Raw genomic sequence first — 19,574 nt, 5'->3', positions numbered from 1 at the left:
CTCGACACCATGGTCTCGCTGGCGGAGGAGGGCATGACCATGCTCTGCGTCACCCACGAGATGGGCTTCGCCCGCCAGGTCGCCGACCGCGTCATCTTCATGGACGCCGGACAGATCGTCGAGATGAACACCCCCAACGAGTTCTTCAAGAACCCGCAGCACGAGCGCACCAAGCTCTTCCTGAGCCAGATCCTGCACTGAGCAGATCCAACCTTTCCGGATCGGAGATCGTTATGACTGCCATCTCGCGTCGCCGCCTTCCCCTCCTCCTCGCCGGCGCCGTCGCGGTGCTCGCGGCCTTCAGCGGCCCGGGGTCGTCACAAGCGCAGGCTCAATCCGAATGGGCCGGCAAGAAGCTTGTCGTCGGGATCCATAATCGTACGCCTTGGGCCTATCGCGACAAGGACAACAAGGTCGTCGGCATTCATCCCGATGTAATCCGCGCCGTCTTCGCGCCGCTTGGCGTCAAGGATTTCGAGTTCGTCGTCTCCGATTTCGGCGCGATGATCCCTGGCCTGCTGGCGGGACGCTTCGACATCATCGCGTCCGGCGTCGCGATCACGCCGCCGCGCTGCGAGCAGGTGCTGTTCAGCGAGCCGGACGTGGCCGTCGGCGACAGCCTGCTCGTCAAGACCGGCAATCCGCTGAACCTGCATTCCTACGAGGACATCGCGAAAAATCCGAAGGTGCGCCTCGCCGGCGGCCGCGGCTCGGAGAACACCAAGAACGCCATCGCTGCGGGCGTGCCGGAATCGCAGATCGCGCTCTTCCCCAACAACGAGGCCGCCGTCAGCGCCATCCTGGCCGACCGGGCCGATGTCACGACTCTCTCGGTGCCCAGCGCCATTGGCGTCATCGACGAGCAGAAGGTCGAAGGCATCGAGCGCGCCGTGCCGTTCAAGGGGCTGATCAAGGCGAACGGCCAGCCAGCCAAGCTCTACACTGGCACGGTCTTCCCCAAGAGCAGTGCCAAGCTGCGCGACGCCTACAATGCCGAGCTAGCCAAGCTGCGGGCCAGCGGCGGCCTCAAGCCGATCATGGAGAAGTACAACTTCACGACCGATGAGGATGCTGGTGCCATCACCACTGCGCAGATCTGCGCCGGCAACGGCTGAGCGGCGCGGCGAACATCATGAGCTTTCTCGACGTCCTCTCAGGCATTTTCCAGGGGCTGAACGTCACGCTGGCGGTGACGGCGCTCGGCATGCTCTATGCCGTGCCCTTCGCCTTCGCCGCCGGTATCGCCCAGCATTGCTGGCGTGGCCTCGCCTATGGCGCGATCACCACGCTGATCGAGTTCTGGCGGAGCACGTCCGTCGTTATCCTGCTTTACGGCTTCTATTACACCCTGCCGTCCTTCGGCCTGCGACTGTCCGGCATCACCGTCGGCTCGATGGTGYTCGGCCTGCATATCGGCGCCTATGGCAGCCAGGCGGTGCGCGGCGCCTTGCAATCGCTTGACAAGGGCCAGAGCGAGGCCGGGCGGTCGCTCGGATTGCGCGGCTGGCAGATCCTGATGCTGATCGAATTGCCGCAGGCGCTGCTCGCGATGGTCCCGACCTTCATCAATCAGTTCATCCAGCTCGTGAAGGGCACGGCGCTGGTCTCGCTGGTGACGCTGACGGACATGACCTTCCGGGCCAAGGAAATCTCCCAGCTCGTCTACGATCCGCCGAAGGTCTATTTCGCGCTGCTCGTCGCCTATTTCATCCTCTGCTACCCCGCGACGATCGTCGGCCGCTGGGTCGAGCGCAAGGTCGGCGCGGGACGGAAGCTCGACCATGCTGTTTGATGCGGGCTTCGCCCTTTCCATCGTGCCGAAGATCGTCGGCGCCCTCTGGACCTCGATCCTGGTCGCGCTGCTGAGTTGCGTCGGCGCCTCGCTACTCGGCTTCACGCTGGAGATCGCGCGGCGCAGCAACCGGTTGATGCGCTATGCGATGCGCTTCCTGATCGATTTCATCCGCTCGACGCCGCTCCTGGTCCAGCTCTATTTCTTCTACTTCGTGCTGCCGTCCTACGGCATCAAGCTACCAGCCATCGCGATCGGTGTCATCGCGATCAGCCTCTACTACAGCGGCTATCTGGCCGAAGTCTTCAAGGCTGGCATCGACGGCGTGAAGCCCGGCCAGTTCGAAGCCGCGCGCGCGCTCGGCCTGAAGCGCTTGCAGACCGTCGTTCTGGTGATCGCGCCACAGATGCTACGCAATATCGCCGCGCCGATGGGCAACTACTTCATCGGCATCTTCAAATCGACGCCCTATCTCGCCGCCATCGCCGTCTACGAAGCCTTCGGCGCGGCGCTCGACATCTCGTCCGACACCTTCCGCTACACCGAGCCGATGGTTGTTGTCGGCGTGATCTTCCTCGCCATCGCCCTTGTGCTCGCCTGGCTCGTCAGGCGGCTGGAAGAGCATCTGCTGCTCTCCGCAAAGCGCTGAATTCCACGAACGGACTGACCATGGATACGAAGCTCCTCCCGCGTCTAACCGAATGGCGCCGCCATCTTCACGCTCATCCCGAGCTCTCCGAGAAGGAGACAAAGACCTCGGCCTACCTCCAGGAACGGTTGCGCGAACTCGGCATTCCTTTCGAGGCTGGCATCGGCGGCGCCGGCATCGTCGCGACGCTCTCGCGGCCTGGCTCAAACCGCTCGGTCGGCCTGCGTGGCGATATCGACGCCCTGCCGATCGCAGAACGCAATGACGTGTCCTATGCCTCGCAGACCGCCGGCGTCATGCATGCCTGCGGCCATGACGGCCACTCGGTCGCTCTGCTCGGCGCGGCCGCGATGCTCGCCGCCGATCCCGACTGGACAGGCACCATCCAGTTCATCTTCCAGCCGGCCGAGGAGAATGGGGCCGGCGCCAAGGCGATGATCGCCGACGGGCTGTTCGAGCGCTTCCCGATGGAGCGCATCTTTGCCTTCCATAATTGGCCTGGTCTCGAAGTCGGAACCGTGGCGGTCCACGACGGGCCGGTCATGGCGGCGGGCGGTCGCTGGCAAGTCACTCTGCACGGGCTTGCCGGCCATGCCGCGATCCCCCACCAGACGCGAGATCCGATCCTGGCCTCGGCCCATCTGATCATGGGTCTCCACACCATCATCTCCCGCAATGTCGACCCTTGCGATGCCGTCGTGCTCTCGATCGGCCAGATCCAGGGCGGCGTGGTCAGCAATCAGATCCCGGAGAGCGTCACCCTGGTCGGTACGCTACGCACCTATCGACAGGAGGTCCGCGAGGCCGTCATCAAGCGGATGGAGAGCCTGATCGCCGGCACATGCGAAGCCTATGGCATGCGCGCCGATGTCGAGATCCTCTCGACCGGACGACCCATCATCAACACCCCCGCAGAGGCAAAGCTCGCGGCGGCTGCCGGCGAGGCGATCGGCGCCAAGGTGCGAACCGACCTGCGCCCCAGCACCACAGGCGACGACTTTTCCTTCCTGATCAAGGACAAGCTCGGCGCCTACATCTGGATCGGCAACGGCCCGGCCGGCCCCGAGGGCGAGCTTCACAACGCCCGCTACGACTTCAACGACGCGATCCTGCCCGTGGCAATCGACTGGATGCGCGAGGTCGCCAAGCGCGCCCTGCGGGACGACGGCCCGAATCCATAACATCCCGGCATCATCCGATGCCAGACGACAGATTGCTCCCTGATTTCAAAGCTTTGAATATCACCCCGACGAGGGAAACCGACCATGCACGACCTGACACTCTGTGTTCACCACCCGGCCGTCAATGAGGAGGGCTATGCCTCGCTCGCCGTGCCCACGCACCGCGCCTCGACCATCGTCTATCCGGACGGGGCGAGCTTCATGGCGCGCAAATATCGCGGTTTCGACGGCTACACTTACGGGCTGCACGGCACCCCGACGACGCGCACGCTGGAAGCGCAATTGACCCAGCTGCACGACGGGATCCGCACAGTGCTCGTCCCCTCAGGCCAGGCGGCGGTCACCATCGTGATGCTGTCGGTGCTGATGCCCGGCGACAAGGTGCTGATCCCCGATCATGTCTATCCGCCGGTACGCAGCTTCTGCGCCGAGTATCTGGCGCCGCGCGGCATCGCCTATGGCGTCTACGACCCGCAGATGGGGGCCGGAATCGCCGATCTCATCGACGATACCGTCAAGCTGGTCTGGGTCGAGTCGCCCGGCTCCAATACGATGGAGGTCCAGGACGTGCCGGCCATCGCCGCTGCGGCGAAGGCCAAGGGCGCGCTCGTCGGCTGCGACAACACCTGGGCGACGCCGCTGATCTTCAAGCCGCTGGAGCACGGCGCCGATTTCGCCTGCGAGGCGCTGACCAAATATGTCGGTGGCCATTCCGACCTGCTGCTCGGCTCCATCACCGTCAGGGACATGGCACTGCGCCAGAAGATGAAGGAGATCCTGCGCGGCTTCGGCGTCGGCGTCTCGCCGGATGAAGCCCAACTCGCCTTGCGCGGCATCGAGACCATGGGGCTGCGCGTCGCCCATATGGGCAAGATCTCGGAGGATTTCGCCCGCCGGCTCGTCGATCATCCCACGGTCGAACGCGTGCTGCATCCGGCGCTGCCGTCGTGCCCGGGCCACGCGATCTGGAAGCGTGACATGGGCCGCTCGTCCGGCCTGTTCAGCCTCGTGCTGAAGCCTGTCGACGACGACGCCATGAGCGCGGCGCTGAGCGCCTTGCGTGTCTTCGCGATCGGCGCCTCCTGGGGCGGCACGCGCAGTCTCGTCGCGCCGCAGGCGATCGCGCAGGACCGCACCGCCACGGCCTGGACCGCGAAAGGCCCGCTCTTGCGCGTCAGCATCGGCCTCGAAGAGCCCGGCGAGCTCTGGGCCGATCTGAGCCGGCTGTTGTCCGTGCTCGGTCAGGCCACCGCGACCAAGGCTGCCTGACGAGGCATCGTGAAGACCACGACGATAAGGGCACGGCGCGAATTTCGCGCTGTGGAGGGTGCGCGCAGTGGAAAGCCAACGACATAACTGTCTTCGCAGATCACATCAGAAGCTACAGCCGGCAGAAACGGGGCCATCAGGAGCGCTTGCTCCGTGGCAGCGGCGGCGGGCAACAGAAATTATGGCCGCTCGACTTGCTTCCAAACTGAAGATTGCGCAGATCGCCGACGAGTGCCGGCTTAGTGCGAGCCATTTCTCTAAAGCTTTCCGGCGGACCATGGGGGTCACACCGCAGCTTTACCTCACGCGGCTCCGGGTCGAAGAAGCGAAGAACCTCCTGACAAGGGGGAAGCTGCCGCGCGCGGATGTCGCCCCGATTTGCGGCTTCAGCAGTCCGCGCCACTTCGCTCGTGTTTTCAGGCAGATAACTGGCGAAAGTCCTGGTGCTTGGCGCCGGAAACACCCGTCACAATACGGCTAGCGGGAGCGCTCCTCTCAAGGGAATTCAGTTAAATCCCGCTGATAATACTCCTCGGCAAATGCGTTTCTTCCAGCCGAAATAGCTGCCGCTAAGCCGATTTTCGCGCAAACAGATGCTGCCCTTTGCAAATGAGAAGGGGTCTCTCCTATCGCGTCAGTCTACAACGACGCGCGCGCCATCAATGAACGAGCGTACCTTCATTTCGATGATCGGCTCCAGGGGTCCGACCGGCATGTCGTAGATGAACTTCCTGACTCCAAGATAAAAGATTGCCGCATGAAGGCTCCAGACCGCTTCAATCTCCATCTCCGTCACCGGGCGACTCTCGATCGACGGCCGATCGAACTCGTGCCGCAACTCTGCGACCAACGCCGTAAAGACCCGGCGGCGGAGGAGTTCAAGATAGCGAGTATTGAAATCAAGACCCTTTAGACCTGCGAACATGAACAGCCTGACCCACTCATAGGTCAGGATGACGCGAGCATAATCCTGATAGAACTCGACCAGCCGCTCTCTGAGCGGCTTGTTGCGATCCGCGATCAGTTCGTCCCAGAACGGGTTCCAGCGCCGCAGGAACACTTCCTGGTAGACGCGCTCGACAAGCGCGTCCTTGGTCTCGAAATAGCGGTAGAGCAATGGCTGCGTGATGTTGAGGCGCCGCGCCAGTTCCCGTGTCTGACCTTCGAAGCCGAATTCGGCGAAGAAGCTCACCGCCTCCTTGACGATGACCTCCTCGCGTTGGCTCGGACTCATTCGGCGCGCCCCTTCCAGAGGAGAGCGGGAACGCTCCGCAGAGCGGCCGCGAGAGGCGCTCTCAGCGCGGATGATGATGTCAGCGTCGTCGTTTGCCATACCTATATTTATCAGGTGAACCGCTCAGTGGAAAGCGCAGGCGCGCGCCTGTCGTCCTATCCGGATTATATAATTTGACATCACCTCCTTCTTCCCGCGGCTTGACGGGTCACTCCTCCCGTGCAATTGCTGATCAAACGATAAATAAAAGAGACTGGGAGGAAGACATGATTTCCAGACGACACCTTCTTGGTGGAAGCGCCGCCCTCGGCGCCTGCGTGGCGTTGCCGGCGCTGGCGCAATCGCAGCCGCTGCGGATCGGGATGCTCACCGTCAAATCCGGCGCGCTGGCCGCCGGCGGACGGCAGATGGAGGACGGTTTCCGCCTGTTCCTGAAGGAGCGCGGCGAGCGCATCGCCGGACGAGCGGTGGAGTTCGTGGTCGCCGATACCGGCGGTCAGCCGGCGCTGGCCAAGACCCGCGCCCAGGAACTGGTCCAGCGCTCCAATGTCCATGTCGTGGTCGGACCGACCGCCGCCTTCGAGGCGCTCGCGATCAACGACTATCTCCAGGAAGCGGCTGTGCCGTTCCTGTGCTGCTCAGCCGCTGCCGAGGACCTGACCCAGCGCCGGCTCAATCCCTGGTTCGTCCGGACGTCCTCGACCTCGGCCCAGCCTTGTCATCCGCTCGGCGAGTATACGGCGCGTGACCTCGGCTACAAAAAGGTCATCACGATCGCCGACGATTTCGCCTTCGGCCAGGAGCAGACTGCCGGCTTCCAGCGCACCTTCGAAGCCGCCGGCGGCACGGTCATCCGCAAGCTCTGGGCGCCGCTGAACGTCGCCGATTACGGCTCCTACATCTCCCAGATCGGCGATACCGACGCGGTCTTCGCAGCCTTCGCCGGCGCCAACGGCCTGCGCTTCCTGCGCCAATATGCCGAATATGGCTTGAAGCAGAAGATTCCGGTCGTCGGCGCGATGACCACCGTGGATGAGGGCGTGCTGCACAGCATGGGCGACGAAGCTGTCGGCATCGTCTCGGCCGGCTGGTATTCGGCCGCCCTGACCGGCGAAGCCAACCAGCGCTTCGTCTCGGAATTGCGCAAGCAGACTGGTGTCGATCCCGGCTTCTACTCGGCCGGCGCCTATTCAGCTGGCCTCGCGCTGGAAGCCGCCCTGACGTCGATCGGCGGCAAGGCCGAGGACAAGGAGGCTCTCATCGCGGCGCTGCGCAAGGTCGAGGTCGGCAATGATCCGCGCGGCCCTTGGCGCCTCGATAACTACGGCAACCCAGTCCAGAATATCTACATCCGGAAGACGGAGCGCAGCGACGGCCGACTCGTGAACACGGTCGTCAAGACCTACGAGAACGTCTCGCAGTTCTGGACCTACAAGCCGGAGAGCTTCCTCGCAGCCCCGGTCTACTCGCGCAACGAGCCGACCAAGCTCTGATCCCTGCCTGCCCCACAAGACAACACTCCGGACATCATGATCGTAGACGCTCACAACCATGTCATCCCGGCCGCCATCGTCCGATACCTCGCCGAGAACGAGGAGCCTTTCGGCGTCAGAGTCGATCGCTCCGGCGCCGCCACGCGCCTCGCCCATCGCGAAGGCTTCGCCTATCCGCTGTTCGAGGAATTCCTGACGCCGGCGGAGAAGCTCGCCCAGCTCGACCGCCGGGGCCTGGATGCCGCGCTGATCTCGCCCTCGCCGACGCTATTCTTCTACCGCATCGACCCTGCCGTCGAGACCGCCTTCGCGCGGCGGGTGAACGACGAGATCGCCGCCTTCGCGGCGAGCGCCCCGAACCGGCTGCGCCCGATGGGCACGCTGCCGATGCAATCGCCAGATCATGCGCTGGCCGAGTTGGAGCGCATCACCGGCGAACTCGGCATACGCTCGATCATGATCGGCTGCCATATCGACGGCGCCGCGCTGTCCGAGCCGAAATTCCGGCCCGTGCTGCGCCGCGCCGCCGAGCTCGGCGTGCTGATCCTGACGCATCCCTATTATTTCGGCACCAAGCCCGGCCTTGAGAAATACTACCTGACCAATCTCGTCGGAAACCCGCTCGATACCGCGGTCATGGCCGCCGATCTGATCTTCGGCGGCGTCATGGACGAACTGCCCGACCTCAAGGTCTGCCTTTCGCATGGCGGCGGCTTCATCCCCTACCAGATCGGCCGCCTCGTCCATGGCCAGAAGGTCCGGCGCGAGGCCCAGTCGATCGAAAGCTCGCCGAAGGAGCTGCTGAAGCGCTTCTATTTCGACAGCATCACCCATGATGCCGGCGCTCTCGCCTATCTGATCGATCTGGTCGGCGCCGCGCATGTCCTGCTAGGGACGGACATCCCCTTCGACATGGCCGACGAGACGCCGCTGCGCACGCTCGACGCGGTTCCCGGCCTCTCGGTGGAGGACCGTGCGAACATTACCGGCCGCAACGCCTGGCGCCTGACCGGCGCCTGATCGAAACGGAGACGAACATGGCTACGCAGACGCAACCGGCCTCGGCCGGGACGACTTCCCATGCCTCCCCCCGGGGCCTGTTCATCGACGGCCGCATGGTCGATCCCGGCCCGCGCGAGCTGATGAACATCGCTTCGCCCGGCACCGGCGCGACGATCGCCCAAGTCATCGAGGCGAGCGCGGACGATGTCCATCGCGCGGTGCTGAGCGCCGATGCCGCTTTCCGCTCGAAGGAGTGGCGCGACATGTCGGTGCGGACGCGGGCGAGGCTCGTCAACAAGCTCGCCGACGTCATGGAAGCTCATCTCGAAGAGCTGTTCGAGCTGGAAACCCTGAACAACGGGCGGCCCGTCCGCGAAACCCGGGCGCAGCTTGCCCGCGTGCCCGACCTCTTCCGCTACAATGCCGGCCTCGCCATCGCCCGGCGGGACGATGTCATCCCCGTCGAGGGAGAGTATCTGACCTATGCGCGGCGTCTCCCGGTCGGTGTCGTCGCCAATGTCACGCCGTTCAACCATCCGCTGCTGATCGCCAGCCGCAACATCGCGCCGACCCTAACCTCGGGCTGCACCACCGTGGTGAAGCCCTCGGAATACACCCCGCTGACCACGCTGCGCCTCGCCGAGATTTTCTCGGAAGCCGGCCTGCCGCCCGGCGTCTTCAACGTCGTGACCGGGACGGGCGCTATCACCGGCCGGGCGCTCTCGGAGCACCCGCGCATCCGCAAGCTCGTGCTGACCGGCGGGACCGATGCCGGCCGGCGGGCAGGCGCCGCGGCGGCGAGCAATTTCGCCCGCCAGACGCTGGAACTCGGCGGCAAGACCCCCGTCGTCGTGTTCGACGATTACGATCTCGACCAGGCGGTGAACTACGCTGCCTTCGGCGCCTTCGTCGGCGCCGGCCAGACCTGTGTCTGCGCCGCCCGCCACATCGTCCAGCGCAGCATCTACGACGCCTTCGTCGAGAAGCTGGCCGCTAAGGCCAAGGCGATCGCCGTCGGCGACCCCTTCGCCGCCGCCACGCAGATGGGCCCGGTGATCTCGGAGCGGCAGCGCCAGCGCGTGCTCGACTTCGCGCGCATCGGCCTCGAGGAAGGCGCGCGCCTCGTCGCCGGCGGCCGCGTTCCGCCTGCCTTCGACGGCAAGCCGGGCTTCTATGTCGAGCCGACGGTCTTCGCCGATGTCGATCCCTCCATGCGGATCTTCCAGGAGGAGGTCTTCGGCCCCTTCACCGTCGTGACTCCCTTCGACACGGAAGAGGATGCGGTCCGCATCGCCAATGACAGCCCCTATGGCCTCGCCGCCGCGATCCGCACCCGCGACGTGGCCCGCGCTCATCGCGTCGCCGACCGGATCGAGGCCGGCATCGTCTGGATCAACGACCATCACCGCGTCGATGCCGCCTCGCCCTGGGGTGGGTTCAAGCTCTCCGGCATCGGACGCGAATTCGGCAAGGAATCCTTCGACGCCTATTTCGACGTCAAGGCGGTGATGGTGAATGTCGGCGACCGGCCCTTCGACTGGTTCGACATGGACGCCGCCGCCCCCCGCCTGAACTGAGCTGAACTCCGGCCGCTCCGGCGGCCGGCCGCCGGGAGATATCTATCATGTTCTGGATCAACGGGCTGCTCAACAGCTTGGCCTTCGGAGCGATCCTGTTCCTGCTGGCGATCGGCTTCTCGCTGATCTTCGGCCTGATGCGGGTGGCGAACCTCGCCCACGGTGCCTTCTTCATGCTGGGCGGGTATATCGCGACCTCGATGATCGGCTTCGGCTTCACCGCGGCGGTGCTGGCGGCGGGCGTCGTCTGCGCCGTGTTCGGCGGCATCATTGAGCGGACGCTGGTGCGCCGCCTCGCCGGCCGCGAGCTGGCGCAGGTGCTCGGCACGCTCGGCCTCGCCTTCATCATCGCCGACCAGTGCCTGCTGATCTGGTCCGGCGATCCGATCGCCCAGCCTGCCCCGACGGCTTTGCGCAGTGCCGTACAGATCGCCGGCATCGCCTTCCCGGCCTATCGCCTCGCCTTGATCGGCATCGCCATCGTCGCCTTCGTCGCGATCTGGCTTTTGGTCGAGCGCACCACGCTCGGCGCCCGAATCCGGGCTGCCGTTGACGATCGCGAAATGGCGCGCGCCACCGGCATCCCGGTCTCGCGCCTGTTCACCACGGTCTTTTGCGTCGGAGTGGCGCTCGCGGGCATGGGCGGGGCGCTCGCCGCGCCGATCATGTCGGTCTACCCTGGGCTGGATGCCGAGATGCTGCCTCTGGCGCTGCTCGTCGTCATCCTGGGCGGCATCGGCTCTCTATCCGGCGCCTTCGTCGGCAGCATGCTGATCGGCGTGATCTACACGTTCGGCCAGATGCTCGTGCCGGACCTCGCCTACGTTATCCTGTTCCTGCCCATGGTCGCGGTGCTCGCGCTGCGCCCCCAGGGCCTTTTCGGAAGGCAGCCGGCATGAAGACCTTCGGCCTCCTCTTCCTCCTCGGCGCGCTGGCGGTTCCGTTCGTGCTGCCCGGCGAGTTCTATCTCGCCATCGCCACGCAGATCTTGGTCTACGGCCTGTTCGCCGTCAGCGTGAACCTGATCGCCGGCTATTGCGGCATGGTCTCGCTCGGTCACGCCGCCTTCCTCGGCATTGCCGGCTATGCCTTCGCGCTGCTGACGGTCAATTCCGGCTGGCCGGTCCCGGCCGCCATCCTCGCCGCCCTGCTGCTCACGGGAATCGTCGGCGCGCTGTTCGGTCTCGTTGCGCTGCGCACCTCGGGGCTGAGCTTCCTGATGATCACGCTCGCGCTCGGGCAGATCGTCTGGGGCGTCGCCTTCCGCTATGTCGAACTGACCAATGGCGAGAACGGCATCAGCCTGCCGCGGATCGAGGGCTATTTCGGCCACGGCACCGGCCTCTACTATCTCTGTCTCGCCGTCACCGCGGGCTGCCTCTTCCTTGTCGCCACCCTGGCGCGCTCGCCGCTCGGCACCGCGATGCAGGGCGTGCGCGACCAGTCGCGGCGGATGAGCACGCTCGGCTACGATGTCTGGGCGATCCGCTTCGCTGCCTATGTGCTCTCGGCCGTCCTCGCTGGCGTCGCCGGCATCCTCTACGTGCTGGTCTTCCGCTTCATCAGCCCGCACTCGCTATCTTTGACCGTATCGTCGGAAGCGGTGTTGATGGTGATTGCCGGCGGTCTCGGCACGACCTTCGGGCCGGTGCTCGGCGCTGCCCTCGTCGTCCTGCTCAAGAACGTCGCCAGCGCCTATACCGATCGCTGGCCGACACTGCTCGGGCTGATCTTCCTCTTCATCATCATCGTCGTGCCCGAGGGTCTCCTGCCCGGCGCCAGGCGGCTGACCGGCTTGCTGCGGGCACGGCTGGTGGCGCGCCGGGAGATGGGGGCTCGGCTGACGAACGCCGMCGCGCGCATCGAGGAGGCCCGCCCGTGACCGCGCTCCAAGTCAACGATCTCCGCAAGAGTTTCGGCGGCCTCAACGTCATCCAGAGCGTGACCTTCACGGTCGAGCCCGGCGAGCGGCGACTGCTGCTTGGGCCGAACGGAGCCGGCAAGACCACGCTGTTCAACCTGATCGCCGGCGATCTGCGCGCCAGCGCCGGGCAGATTCTCCTGCAAGGTGAGGACGTCTCGACCCTGCCGACCTTCCGCCGGGCGGCACGCGGCATCGGCCGCACCTTCCAGATCCTGACGCTGTTCGGGCGGGAGACCGTGATCGGCAACGTCATCATGGCGCTCCTCGGCAATCGCCGCCAGCGCTGGCGGCCATACGGCGCGGTCGCGGCCGACGCCACGCTGCGCCGCGAGGCCATGCAGGTGCTCGCCCGCGTCAAGCTGGAGAGCCTCGCCGATCGTCCGGTGCAGGAAACCTCCTATGGCGAGAAGCGCCGTCTCGAAATCGCGATGGCGCTGGCGCAGGATCCAGAGATCCTGCTCCTCGACGAGCCGCTCGCCGGCCTCTCGAAGCAGGAACGCAAGACGGTGAGCACGCTGCTGGAGGAACTGCCCCGCGCCCTGACCATTCTGATGATCGAGCACGACATGGACGTCGCGCTGGCCTTCGCGGAAAAGATCGCGCTGCTGCATCACGGCCGCCTGCTGGTCGACGGCACGCGCGACGAGGTCATCGCCGATCCCCGTACCAGGGAGGCCTATCTTGCGCAGTGAACCCATCCTCTCCCTTTCAGCGTTGAACGCCTTCTACGGCGACAGCCACATCCTGCACGACCTGTCGCTGAAGGTTCCGGCCAACGGCATCCTCGCCCTGCTCGGACGCAACGGCGCCGGCAAGACGACCTGCATGAACGCCGTCGCCGGCCTGCTGGGCTCGCGCTCCGGCCGCATCACGCTGGAGGGTCGTGACGTCTCAGGCTTCTCGCCTGAGGCGATCTGCCGGGCCGGCATCGCGCTGGTGCCGCAGGGACGGCGGATATTCCGCAGCCTGAGCGTCGAGGAGAACCTCGCCGTGGCGCGCCGGGCGTCGGCGCCCGTTGGCCGGGTCGTCTGGAGCAATGACGACATCTACGGCCTCTTTCCCCGGCTGAAGGAGCGGTATCGGCATCCGGCCGGCCTGCTCTCCGGCGGCGAGCAACAGATGCTGGCGATCGGCCGGGCGCTGATGACGGCGCCGCGCGTCCTGCTGATGGACGAGCCGACCGAAGGCCTCGCCCCGCAGATCGTCGCCGAGGTCGGCTCGATCGTCCGACGCCTGCGTGAGGCCGGGCTCTCGGTGATCCTCGTCGAGCAGCACATGACATTCGCCCTGCAACTCGCGGACGAGGTCGTGGTGATCAGCACCGGCCGCGTCGTCGAACAGGGTCCGGCCTCAGACTTCCTGGCCGAGCCGGCCCGCCTCGAAGAGCATCTCGGCGTGCACTGACCACCACCACGGCAAAGGCATCATCAGCGCCATCAATTGATCGATTGATCAATTAAATATGAAAAGGGAACGACCCCATGTCCGAAGGAACGCATGAGCTGCGCCCGCCATCGCGCCGCGCAATCGTCATCGGCGGCTCGATGGCGGGCCTGTTCGCGGCACTCTTGCTGCTGCGCCAGGGCTGGCAGGTCGATATCTACGAGCGCATCGCCGACGAGCTTTCGGGGCGTGGCGCCGGCATCGTCACCCATGACGAACTGTTCGAGGTCCTGCGGCTCTGCGGGATCGACAGCGAGACGGCCCGGATTGGCGTCGCCGTGCGCGGACGCTGCGTCTTCGCTCCCGACGGCAGCCTGCTCGGCGAACATGCCCTGCCGCAAGTCCTGACCTCCTGGGGACGGCTCTACAGTCTGCTGCGCGAGGCGCTGCCGGCCGCGCATTATCACCGGGGCAGGAACCTGGAAGCGCTCGCCGTCGATGCCGAGGGCGTCACCGCCCGCTTCGGCTATGGTGAGACGGCACGCGCCGACCTCCTCATCGGCGCGGACGGCATCTTCTCGGCCGTCCGCAGGCAATTGCTGCCCGAGGCCATGCCCTCCTATGTCGGCTACATCGCCTGGCGCGGGTTGGTAGACGAAGCCGATCTCTCGCCCCAGACGCGCGAGGCCCTGTTCGACAGCTTCGCCTTCTCGCTGCCGCCGGGCGAGCAGATGCTCGGCTATCCCGTCGCGGGAGCCGGCGAGTCGATGGAGCCCGGCCAGCGCCGCTTCAACTTCGTCTGGTACCGGCCGGCCGCGCAGGGAAGCGCGCTGCGCGAACTGCTGACCGACGTGGACGGCGTGCAGCACGAGCTCTCCATCCCTCCCAACAAGATCCGCCCGGCGGTTCAGCAGGAGATGCGGCAGGCGGCGCGGCGTCTGTTGTCGCCCCAGTTCGCGGAGGTCGTCGAGAAGACCTCGCAGCCCTTCATCCAGGCGATCCAGGATCTGGAGACGCCGCGGATGGCGATCGAGGGCCGCGTCGCCCTGATCGGCGATGCCGCCTTCGTCGCCCGGCCGCATGTCGGGATGGGCGTAACCAAGGCCGCGGCCGACGCCTGGTCGCTCGCCCGCGTCCTCGAGGCCCATGGCGACGACATCGCTGCCGGCCTGGCCGCCTTCGAGGCCGAGCGGCTGCCCTATGGGCGGGCGGTGATCAAGCGCGCCCGCGACCTCGGCGCCTACATGCAGGCCCAGCTCCTTACGCCGGCGGAGCGCGAGCTGGCCGAACGCCACCGCAAGCCCGAGGCCGTGATGACGGAAACCGCAGTTTCGACCGGCATCGCCGCCTGACGCGACGACCGTTTCCTTGCAACAGCGACAGAAAGGATGAGAACGATGACCCAGAACAGCGATTTCGTCTGGCCCAACCCTCCCGCGAACCTCTCGGCCCATGAGCGCGCCGAGTTCGAAGCCAATCTTGGCCGTGGCCTCGTCGGTACGCAGCTCGTGTCCGAGACCGACCGCGTCCGGGTCTGGGCACTGGCCCTGCAGCCCGGCGAGCGCATCGGCTTCCACACCCATGTCCTGGATTATTTCTGGACCGCCGTAACGGGTGGCAGCGCGCGCTCGCAATATGCCGACGGCCGCGTCGCCGAGGTCTCGTACAAGCCGGGCGACACCCAGCACCATGCCTATGGCGCGGGTGAGTTCATGATCCACGACCTGACCAATACAGGCGACACCGAACTCGTTTTCACCACGGTCGAGTTCAAGCAGGGTGCTAACGCCCCCCTGCCCTCCGCGTGACGCCGTCCTCAACCCTCAAGGAAACTGTATGCCGACCTTGTTCGATCCGATCCTCATCGGGGCGGTGCAGGCGCCGAACCGCATCTTCATGGCGCCGCTGACACGCGCCCGCGGGACGCGCGACCATCTGCCAACCCCGATGATGGCCGAGTACTACGCGCAGCGCGCCGGTGCCGGCCTCATCATCAGCGAGGCGACCGGCATCAGTCGCGAAGGGCTCGGCTGGCCCTTCGCCACCGGCATCTGGTCGAACGAGCAGGTCGTCGGCTGGACCCGCGTCACCCACGCGGTCCATGCTGCCGGAGGGCGCATCTTCTGCCAGCTCTGGCATATGGGCCGCGTCGTGCATCCGAGCCTGCGCGAAGGCGCCGCGCCGGTCTCGTCCTCAGGGACGACCGCACCGGGGCTCGCCCACACCTATGACGGCAAGCAGCCCTACGTCCAGGCCCGCGCCCTGGCGATCGAGGAAATCCCGCGGATCGTCGAGGATTATCGCAAGGCGGCGGACAACGCGCTGCGCGCCGGCTTCGACGGTGTTCAGCTCCATGCCGCCAACGGCTATCTGATCGACCAGTTCCTGCGTTCCAGCGCCAATCTGCGCACAGACGCCTATGGCGGCTCGATCGATAACCGGACGCGGCTGCTGCGCGAGGTCAGCGAGGCGGTCGCCGGCGTGGTCGGCGCCGAGAGGCTCGCGGTACGGCTCTCGCCCAACGGCGAATCCCAGGGCATCAACGATCCGCAGCCGGTGCCGCTCTTCACCGCGGCGGCGCAGGCTCTGTCGGCGCTCGGCATCGCCTTCCTCGAACTCCGCGAGCCGCCGCCGAACGGCACGCGCGGCCGGCCCGACCATCCGCCGATCGCGCCGGTGATCCGCAAAGCTTTCGACGGGCCGCTGGTGTTGAACTCGGATTTCGATCTGGCGCGCGGCAGCGCGGCTCTGGCCGCAGGCGAGGCCGATGCGATCACCTTCGGACGCGCCTTCCTGGCCAATCCGGACCTGCCCCAGCGCCTCGCAAAAGGCGCCGCCCTCAATCCGGACGACATGGAGACCTGGTACTCGCAGGGTGTCGAAGGCTATCTCGACTATCCCGCGCTGACCTCCTCCGCCGCCTGACAGCACTGCTTCCAGAGTGCGCGTCGGGTTCCCGACGCCCACTCCGATTTCTGCATAACCTCATCGAATTCAAGGCCGTCGCGATGCCTGCGATGTTGCCTGATCCAACGTGCCGGCCGTGAACCATCCGGGTAGCACTCTCCAAGACATTCTCATCCTGATCGGACCGATAGATGGCGATCAGGGAGGAATAGATGGTCGAAGCCAGGGATCTCAGTCTTTATCGACAACCTCGGTCGACGGCCGATCACGTCCATCAGCAACTTCCTCATGCCAGCGACCATCGCGATCCTCATAGACGATCCCACCGGTCTGACCAGCGACTGTCTGCCGAGCGGCGGCATCCGACGCTGCCTTATGTGCTGCCTCATGGCTGGGAAATGTCTCAGAGACCACGTCACCAACCTTGTAGGCCCAGCCTCCGTCGTGCTCGACGACCTCGTACTTAACTTTGACCATCCCAAATCCTTTCTTTGACGAAGACTGCGGTTTCCACCAGTCGCCAAAAGTACATCTGGCCGCTCGCTCCTGCGGATCGAGGGCCCCTTTCGACATCGTGGCAAGCATTCCTGTTAAGGTCTGCCAGATTCGACAATCCGGCTTCAACGTCCAATCGTCGTTGCCATTGGCAGCCTGCCGTCGTCTATTCACAGCGTTGGCATCTGCAGCGCCCTGAACGAGCTGGCCGGCAACCGGCACGTCAGACGGCGAGATAGCGCTCCTGAACGGACTGATCCGCCAGCATCGCCTGCGCCGTATCGGCGTGGACGACCGCGCCGCTCTCCATCACATAGGCGCGGTCGGCGATCGCAAGCGCCAGCCCGACATTCTGCTCGACCAGCAGGACGGTGGTGCCGCGTTGCTTCATCAGCTCGAACTGCTCGAACATCTCGTCGACCAGCAGCGGCATGATGCCCTCGCTCGGCTCGTCGAGCAGCACCATCTTCGGCTCCGCGATCATGGCGCGCGCGATCGCCAGCATCTGTTGCTCGCCGCCGGACATCGTCGCCGCGATCTGGGAGAGCCGCTCCTTCAGGCGCGGAAACATCGCCGTCGCCTGCTCGATCATGTCCTCGGCCTCGGCCCGCCGGGGCGAGGCGACCACGCCGAGGATCAAATTCTCGCGCACCGTCAGCCCCGGCACGATCCGGCGCTCCTCGGGCACATAGGCGAGGCCCGCGGCATAGCGGGCATGGACCGGCTGCCCGGTCATCTCCTGCCCATCGAAGACGATGCTGCCGGCGCAGTTTGCGACGAGCCCCATCACTGATTTGAGCGTCGTGGTCTTACCCGCGCCGTTGCGGCCGATGAGGCAGACCAGTTCGCCGCGGCGCACGCTCAGCGATACGTCCTGGATGGCGTGCGAGCGCCCGTACCAGGCATTGAGTCCGGCAATCTCCAGCATCAGTGCTGCCTTTCGCCCAGATAGACGCGCTTCACCTGCTCGTTGCCGCGGATTTCGTCCGGCGTGCCGGCTGCGATCAATTCGCCATGGTGGAGCACGACGATCGCATCCGAGACGCCCATGACGAGCTTCATCTTGTGCTCGACAAGGATGATCGTGCGCTCGCTCGCGAGCTTGCGGATCAGCGCCATCATCGCCACGGTTTCCTCTGGGCTCATGCCAGCGGTGGGCTCGTCGAGCAGGAGCAGGCGCGGCCGCGAGGCCAGCGCCATCGCGACTTCCAGCGCACGCTGCTCGCCATGAGCGAGCGTGCCAGCGACACCATCGGCGCGAGCTTCCAGCCCCACCTCCGACAGGAGCCCGAGCGCGATCTCGCGCAGCCCCTCCAATCGCGCACGCGGCGTCCAGAAGTCGTAGCGGCTGACCAGCGCCTGAGAGGCGAGGCGCACATTCTCCAGCACCGAGAGCTGCGGGAAAACGCTGGTGATCTGGAAGGATTTGGCGATGCCGAGCGGAGCAAAGCGATGTTGCGCCAGGCCGGTGATATCCTGCCCCTCCAAGAGGATGCGCCCGTTGCTCGGCTTAAGCGAGCCAGACAGCATATTGAAGAAGGTGCTCTTGCCGGCGCCGTTGGGACCGATCACCGACGTGATCTTGCCGCGCTCGAAGCGGGCGGAGACGTCCTTTACCGCGGTGAAGCTGCCGAATCGGCGCGTCAGCCCGACGGCCTCGATCATGGTCGCGTCCGTCATGGTCTCACCTTCTGCAGGAGCGTGCCAAGGACACCGCCAGGGAAACGCAGGACGATGACGATGAAGACCAGGCCGACGGCGAACTGCCAGTATTCGGTCCAGAGCGTCACCACATCCTTCAGCACGAGATAGACGAATGCGCCGATGAACGGCCCGATGAAGGTGCCCATCCCGCCGAGCAGCGTCATCATCACCACCATGCCGGAGGTCTCGTAATGCAGCGTCTCCAGCGGCACGACCGAGAGATGGATCGCATAGAGCGCACCGGCCAGACCGCAGAACAGCCCCGAGATGACGAAGGCGACGAGCTTGGTGATGCGGGCATCGTAGCCGCAGGCGATGGCGCGGGCCTCACGCTCGCGGATCGCCTCCAGCACCGCCCCGAAGGGCGAGCCGAGGATGCGCGACAGCACATAGAGCGCGACCGCGACGAAACCCAGCACGACGAAATACTTGGTCGTCGGATTGTGGAAGTCGATCGCCACGCCCAAGACCGAGGTCGCGGGAACATTGACCCCGCGTAGCCCATTCTCGCCGCCTGTCCAGTCCACCGCCTGATGCGCGATGTAGTAGACGCATTGCGACAGAGCGAGCGTCACCATGGCGAAATAGATACCGCGCGTGCGGGCTGCCAGCGTGCCGATGGCAAGCGCCGTCAGGCCGCCGAGCAGGGTTCCGAGTGCGACGGCAAGCGGCCAGGGCAGGCCGAAGCGGACGATGGCAATACCCGCGCCATAGGCCCCGGCCCCGAACAGGGCGGCATGGCCGAAGGAGAGCATGCCGAGATAGCCAAACATCAGGTTGAAGCCGACGGCGAACAGCCCGAAGATCAGGACGTTGAGTGCGAGCGCCTTGTAGGGCAGTACGAAAGGCAGCACGCAGAGCACGGCGAGAACGATCAGGAACTGGTGCCGGGCGACCGCGTCGCGCCAATTCGAGCGTGCGGCAACGGCCGGTGTCGAGAGGGTGCTCATCGGAACCTCACTGC

General features: G+C 65.6%; 21 protein-coding genes and 1 pseudogene. 17 read left to right on the top strand and 5 right to left on the bottom strand.

From position 1 onward, the window contains the following. The 7 genes and pseudogenes from AC1DNE_RS29980 to AC1DNE_RS29950 all read left to right on the top strand — a co-directional run. Positions 1 to 201, top strand: a pseudogene (locus AC1DNE_RS29980) (amino acid ABC transporter ATP-binding protein); the annotation flags it as partial. Between the two features lie 32 nt (positions 202 to 233). Further along, a complete protein-coding gene (gene ehuB / locus AC1DNE_RS29975) occupies positions 234 to 1,115 on the top strand; it encodes an ectoine/hydroxyectoine ABC transporter substrate-binding protein EhuB (protein WP_441473817.1) in 882 nt (293 codons plus the stop codon). Between the two features lie 17 nt (positions 1,116 to 1,132). Next, the gene (locus tag AC1DNE_RS29970; RefSeq protein WP_476841360.1) at positions 1,133 to 1,792 is read left to right on the top strand and encodes an amino acid ABC transporter permease; all 660 of its coding nucleotides are present in this window, start codon (positions 1,133 to 1,135) and stop codon (positions 1,790 to 1,792) included. After that, on the top strand, positions 1,782 to 2,441 hold the full coding sequence (gene ehuD / locus AC1DNE_RS29965; RefSeq protein ID WP_476767166.1) for an ectoine/hydroxyectoine ABC transporter permease subunit EhuD: 660 nt from the start codon (positions 1,782 to 1,784) through the stop codon (positions 2,439 to 2,441). The genes AC1DNE_RS29970 and ehuD overlap by 11 nt, the downstream gene beginning before the upstream one ends. 20 nt (positions 2,442 to 2,461) lie before the next feature. After that, positions 2,462 to 3,622 carry an amidohydrolase gene (locus AC1DNE_RS29960; protein ID WP_476767165.1) on the top strand — a complete coding sequence of 387 codons (1,161 nt, stop codon included), beginning with the start codon at positions 2,462 to 2,464 and terminating at the stop codon, positions 3,620 to 3,622. 84 nt (positions 3,623 to 3,706) lie between these two features. Continuing rightward, positions 3,707 to 4,891 (top strand): trans-sulfuration enzyme family protein, encoded by a 1,185-nt coding sequence (locus AC1DNE_RS29955; RefSeq protein ID WP_476767164.1) that lies wholly within the window; start codon positions 3,707 to 3,709, stop codon positions 4,889 to 4,891. 181 nt (positions 4,892 to 5,072) lie between these two features. Next, a complete protein-coding gene (locus AC1DNE_RS29950) occupies positions 5,073 to 5,372 on the top strand; it encodes a helix-turn-helix domain-containing protein (protein WP_476767163.1) in 300 nt (99 codons plus the stop codon). Positions 5,373 to 5,525: 153 nt separating this feature from the next. Here the strand turns inward: AC1DNE_RS29950 and AC1DNE_RS29945 are convergent, their stop codons facing one another. After that, positions 5,526 to 6,224, bottom strand: coding sequence for a TetR/AcrR family transcriptional regulator (locus AC1DNE_RS29945; RefSeq protein ID WP_441473811.1), 699 nt, complete (start codon positions 6,222 to 6,224; stop codon positions 5,526 to 5,528). 167 nt (positions 6,225 to 6,391) lie between these two features. Here AC1DNE_RS29945 and AC1DNE_RS29940 point away from each other — a divergent pair, with 167 nt between their 5' ends. The 10 genes from AC1DNE_RS29940 (at position 6,392) to AC1DNE_RS29895 (ending at position 16,429) form a co-directional block, all read left to right on the top strand. After that, positions 6,392 to 7,618: an ABC transporter substrate-binding protein gene (locus tag AC1DNE_RS29940; protein ID WP_441473810.1), complete on the top strand. Its 1,227-nt coding sequence runs from the start codon at positions 6,392 to 6,394 to the stop codon at positions 7,616 to 7,618. A gap of 36 nt (positions 7,619 to 7,654) precedes the next feature. After that, complete coding sequence (locus AC1DNE_RS29935) at positions 7,655 to 8,638, top strand: amidohydrolase family protein (RefSeq protein WP_441473809.1); 984 nt, start codon at positions 7,655 to 7,657, stop codon at positions 8,636 to 8,638. 17 nt (positions 8,639 to 8,655) lie between these two features. Next, positions 8,656 to 10,197 carry an aldehyde dehydrogenase gene (locus AC1DNE_RS29930; RefSeq protein ID WP_441473808.1) on the top strand — a complete coding sequence of 514 codons (1,542 nt, stop codon included), beginning with the start codon at positions 8,656 to 8,658 and terminating at the stop codon, positions 10,195 to 10,197. A 47-nt stretch (positions 10,198 to 10,244) separates the two neighbouring features. Then, the gene (locus AC1DNE_RS29925) at positions 10,245 to 11,096 is read left to right on the top strand and encodes a branched-chain amino acid ABC transporter permease (protein WP_441473807.1); all 852 of its coding nucleotides are present in this window, start codon (positions 10,245 to 10,247) and stop codon (positions 11,094 to 11,096) included. Continuing rightward, positions 11,093 to 12,079: a branched-chain amino acid ABC transporter permease gene (locus tag AC1DNE_RS29920; protein ID WP_476841359.1), complete on the top strand. Its 987-nt coding sequence runs from the start codon at positions 11,093 to 11,095 to the stop codon at positions 12,077 to 12,079. Before AC1DNE_RS29925 ends, AC1DNE_RS29920 begins: the two co-directional genes overlap by 4 nt. Further along, positions 12,076 to 12,813: an ABC transporter ATP-binding protein gene (locus tag AC1DNE_RS29915; RefSeq protein WP_441473805.1), complete on the top strand. Its 738-nt coding sequence runs from the start codon at positions 12,076 to 12,078 to the stop codon at positions 12,811 to 12,813. The genes AC1DNE_RS29920 and AC1DNE_RS29915 overlap by 4 nt, the downstream gene beginning before the upstream one ends. Beyond that, positions 12,803 to 13,525, top strand: coding sequence for an ABC transporter ATP-binding protein (locus tag AC1DNE_RS29910; protein ID WP_476767161.1), 723 nt, complete (start codon positions 12,803 to 12,805; stop codon positions 13,523 to 13,525). The genes AC1DNE_RS29915 and AC1DNE_RS29910 overlap by 11 nt, the downstream gene beginning before the upstream one ends. 77 nt (positions 13,526 to 13,602) lie before the next feature. Beyond that, positions 13,603 to 14,856 carry an FAD binding domain-containing protein gene (locus AC1DNE_RS29905; protein ID WP_476767160.1) on the top strand — a complete coding sequence of 418 codons (1,254 nt, stop codon included), beginning with the start codon at positions 13,603 to 13,605 and terminating at the stop codon, positions 14,854 to 14,856. A 45-nt stretch (positions 14,857 to 14,901) separates the two neighbouring features. Beyond that, positions 14,902 to 15,312, top strand: a complete 411-nt coding sequence (locus AC1DNE_RS29900; protein ID WP_476767159.1) for a cupin domain-containing protein — start codon at positions 14,902 to 14,904, stop codon at positions 15,310 to 15,312. Between the two features lie 28 nt (positions 15,313 to 15,340). Next, positions 15,341 to 16,429, top strand: coding sequence for an alkene reductase (locus AC1DNE_RS29895; protein ID WP_476767158.1), 1,089 nt, complete (start codon positions 15,341 to 15,343; stop codon positions 16,427 to 16,429). 213 nt (positions 16,430 to 16,642) lie between these two features. Here the strand turns inward: AC1DNE_RS29895 and AC1DNE_RS29890 are convergent, their stop codons facing one another. The 4 genes from AC1DNE_RS29890 to AC1DNE_RS29875 all read right to left on the bottom strand — a co-directional run bounded on the left by AC1DNE_RS29890 (position 16,643) and on the right by AC1DNE_RS29875 (position 19,560). Then, positions 16,643 to 16,888, bottom strand: coding sequence for a DUF2188 domain-containing protein (locus AC1DNE_RS29890; RefSeq protein WP_441473819.1), 246 nt, complete (start codon positions 16,886 to 16,888; stop codon positions 16,643 to 16,645). 241 nt (positions 16,889 to 17,129) lie between these two features. Then, entirely contained in the window at positions 17,130 to 17,834 is a 705-nt protein-coding gene (locus tag AC1DNE_RS29885) for an ABC transporter ATP-binding protein (protein ID WP_441473800.1), read from the bottom strand. Then, entirely contained in the window at positions 17,834 to 18,586 is a 753-nt protein-coding gene (locus AC1DNE_RS29880) for an ABC transporter ATP-binding protein (protein WP_476767156.1), read from the bottom strand. Before AC1DNE_RS29880 ends, AC1DNE_RS29885 begins: the two co-directional genes overlap by 1 nt. Beyond that, on the bottom strand, positions 18,583 to 19,560 hold the full coding sequence (locus AC1DNE_RS29875; protein ID WP_476767155.1) for a branched-chain amino acid ABC transporter permease: 978 nt from the start codon (positions 19,558 to 19,560) through the stop codon (positions 18,583 to 18,585). Before AC1DNE_RS29875 ends, AC1DNE_RS29880 begins: the two co-directional genes overlap by 4 nt. Positions 19,561 to 19,574: the final 14 nt, after the last annotated feature.

Source organism: Allobosea sp. 05L423 (assembly GCF_056397745.1).
This window is presented reverse-complemented; position numbering and strand designations above follow the sequence as displayed.

Excerpts from the sequence above, each read along its gene's own strand:
- ehuB (WP_441473817.1), top strand. The coding sequence starts at position 234 with ATGACTGCCATCTCGCGTCGCCGCCTTCCCCTCCTCCTCGCCGGCGCC.
- ehuD (WP_476767166.1), top strand. The coding sequence starts at position 1,782 with ATGCTGTTTGATGCGGGCTTCGCCCTTTCCATCGTGCCGAAGATCGTC.
- AC1DNE_RS29960 (WP_476767165.1), top strand. The coding sequence starts at position 2,462 with ATGGATACGAAGCTCCTCCCGCGTCTAACCGAATGGCGCCGCCATCTT.
- AC1DNE_RS29955 (WP_476767164.1), top strand. The coding sequence starts at position 3,707 with ATGCACGACCTGACACTCTGTGTTCACCACCCGGCCGTCAATGAGGAG.
- AC1DNE_RS29950 (WP_476767163.1), top strand. The coding sequence starts at position 5,073 with ATGGCCGCTCGACTTGCTTCCAAACTGAAGATTGCGCAGATCGCCGAC.
- AC1DNE_RS29945 (WP_441473811.1), bottom strand. The coding sequence starts at position 6,224 with ATGGCAAACGACGACGCTGACATCATCATCCGCGCTGAGAGCGCCTCT.
- AC1DNE_RS29940 (WP_441473810.1), top strand. The coding sequence starts at position 6,392 with ATGATTTCCAGACGACACCTTCTTGGTGGAAGCGCCGCCCTCGGCGCC.
- AC1DNE_RS29935 (WP_441473809.1), top strand. The coding sequence starts at position 7,655 with ATGATCGTAGACGCTCACAACCATGTCATCCCGGCCGCCATCGTCCGA.
- AC1DNE_RS29930 (WP_441473808.1), top strand. The coding sequence starts at position 8,656 with ATGGCTACGCAGACGCAACCGGCCTCGGCCGGGACGACTTCCCATGCC.
- AC1DNE_RS29925 (WP_441473807.1), top strand. The coding sequence starts at position 10,245 with ATGTTCTGGATCAACGGGCTGCTCAACAGCTTGGCCTTCGGAGCGATC.
- AC1DNE_RS29905 (WP_476767160.1), top strand. The coding sequence starts at position 13,603 with ATGTCCGAAGGAACGCATGAGCTGCGCCCGCCATCGCGCCGCGCAATC.
- AC1DNE_RS29900 (WP_476767159.1), top strand. The coding sequence starts at position 14,902 with ATGACCCAGAACAGCGATTTCGTCTGGCCCAACCCTCCCGCGAACCTC.
- AC1DNE_RS29895 (WP_476767158.1), top strand. The coding sequence starts at position 15,341 with ATGCCGACCTTGTTCGATCCGATCCTCATCGGGGCGGTGCAGGCGCCG.
- AC1DNE_RS29890 (WP_441473819.1), bottom strand. The coding sequence starts at position 16,888 with ATGGTCAAAGTTAAGTACGAGGTCGTCGAGCACGACGGAGGCTGGGCC.
- AC1DNE_RS29885 (WP_441473800.1), bottom strand. The coding sequence starts at position 17,834 with ATGCTGGAGATTGCCGGACTCAATGCCTGGTACGGGCGCTCGCACGCC.
- AC1DNE_RS29880 (WP_476767156.1), bottom strand. The coding sequence starts at position 18,586 with ATGACGGACGCGACCATGATCGAGGCCGTCGGGCTGACGCGCCGATTC.
- AC1DNE_RS29875 (WP_476767155.1), bottom strand. The coding sequence starts at position 19,560 with ATGAGCACCCTCTCGACACCGGCCGTTGCCGCACGCTCGAATTGGCGC.